General features: G+C 57.5%; 1 protein-coding gene and 2 pseudogenes. All 3 read right to left on the bottom strand.

From position 1 onward, the window contains the following. Positions 1–96: 96 nt before the first annotated feature. Positions 97–411, bottom strand: a pseudogene (locus tag CLV74_RS22410) (transposase); the annotation flags it as partial. 271 nt (positions 412–682) lie between these two features. After that, positions 683–1,531 carry an IS110 family RNA-guided transposase gene (locus CLV74_RS22405; protein WP_245888667.1) on the bottom strand — a complete coding sequence of 283 codons (849 nt, stop codon included), beginning with the start codon at positions 1,529–1,531 and terminating at the stop codon, positions 683–685. A gap of 3 nt (positions 1,532–1,534) precedes the next feature. After that, positions 1,535–1,690: pseudogene (locus CLV74_RS23330) on the bottom strand (IS3 family transposase); the annotation flags it as partial.

The raw sequence follows: 1,690 nt of genomic DNA, 5'->3' as shown, positions 1-1,690 counted from the left end.
ATCCTCCATTTGGGTTCAATACGGGGATGGCGACAGCAAGGCGCTCATCTGACAAGTGGCAACGGCGGTGCGCGACGCAGGCCCCGTTACAGCATTTCATAGCCAATAGATGACGGTTGCAGCGAGGGCGATTGCTGAGAGGAAGGCCTTTGGGCATCTGTCGTATCGGGTTGCCACGCGCCGCCAATCATTGAGCCTGCCGAACATGATCTCGATCCGGTTGCGCCGTTTGTATCGGCGCTTGTCGTACTTCACAGCTTTCTTGCGCTGTTTTCGGCCCGGGATGCAGGCGCGTATCCCTTTGCCTTTCAATGCTTCTCAGAACCAGTCAGCGTCATAGCCACGGTCTCCAAGGAGCCACTCGACCTTTGGCAGGCTGCTCAACAGTGCCCGCGCGCCAATGTAGTCGCTTCTGTGGTTGCCGCCCTTAGCGCAAGAAGTTTCTGACCTTATTAGCGTGTGATCGAGTGCGAACTTCTGTGAGGCCTCCATGACGCGGCGGTTCCAGAAGCCGCAGGCCGAGATGGTGATCAGCGAATTAGGTCCAAATCTGACTTTCGAGCTCTTGGCTCGTAGCGACTAACTGGTTTTCCCAATCCAGATCTGTTCGATCATTTTGCCCATTCAGGTCGTCGGCTTCTCACACTCCCTCGGCACCGGCGTTAGAGGTTCGACATGAGCATCATGCCACGACCGCCATTGCCGGATCTCTGTAATCTTCATTCTTCGCCAGCATCGCCCAAATCTGGCGGGCCATCTTATTGGCGAGCGCGATCGCGACCAGCATCCTAGGTTTGCGCGCCAGCATGCGTGACAACCAGCTGCCCTCCGTAATTGTGCGCTGTCCGAGCCAGTTCAGTCGCGACATGGCGCCGATGATCAACAGGCGTCGGATATCGGCTTGACCAGCCTTCGTCATGCGACCAAGGCGCTCCTTGCCTCCGGAGGAATGTTGCCGAGGAACGAGGCCCAACCAAGCCGCAAAGTTGCGTCCAGTCTTGAACTGCGCCATGTCAGGTCCGAACGCTTCCACGGCGACAGCCGTCAGGGGGCCAACACCCGGCATGGTTTGTAGCCGACGCGCCCGGTCCGACTGGGAGGCCAGAACTTTGAGTTTCGTGTTGCGCTCGGCAATGCGCGTCGTTTTCTCTGCAATCTGCGCCAGCATGTCTTGGCACTCCTCCCGGATCAATGCTGGCAGTTCGGATGCCGCATCCTCCACAAGTTTTACCATGCGGTCGAGGTAGCGTATTCCCGCGGGAAATACGTGGCCATGTTCGTACAGTAGAGCCCGCAGGGCGTTCACATCCGCAGTGCGCTGATGAACCAATCGTTCCCGGCCGCGGAAGACCGCCGCGCAAGACTGCTGCTCGACTGTTTTGGGCTCCACGAAACGCATCTCAGGCTGGCGTGCCGCAATGACAAGCGCCTCAGCATCGGCCGCATCATTTTTTTGCCGCTTCACAAAAGGGCGTACATATTGTGGTGCGATCTGAACCGCCCCGTCTTTACCGGAGGGTATTTTGTTCAACGACTAGGCGACCATATCGAGTGACTTCAGGTTTGCATAGAATGCTTCCTCTGCTTCAGCGGGTGGAATGTATCCGATGGGTCCCAGCAAGCGGCGGCTGTTATACCACTCGACCCATTTGAGCGTTTCCCATTCGACGTCACGGACCGATTTCCATGG

This window comes from Donghicola tyrosinivorans (assembly GCF_003003355.1).
GTDB classification, from domain to species: domain Bacteria; phylum Pseudomonadota; class Alphaproteobacteria; order Rhodobacterales; family Rhodobacteraceae; genus Donghicola; species Donghicola tyrosinivorans.
The sequence above is the reverse complement of the archived record's forward strand: the minus strand, read 5'-3'. Positions and strand labels throughout refer to the sequence as shown.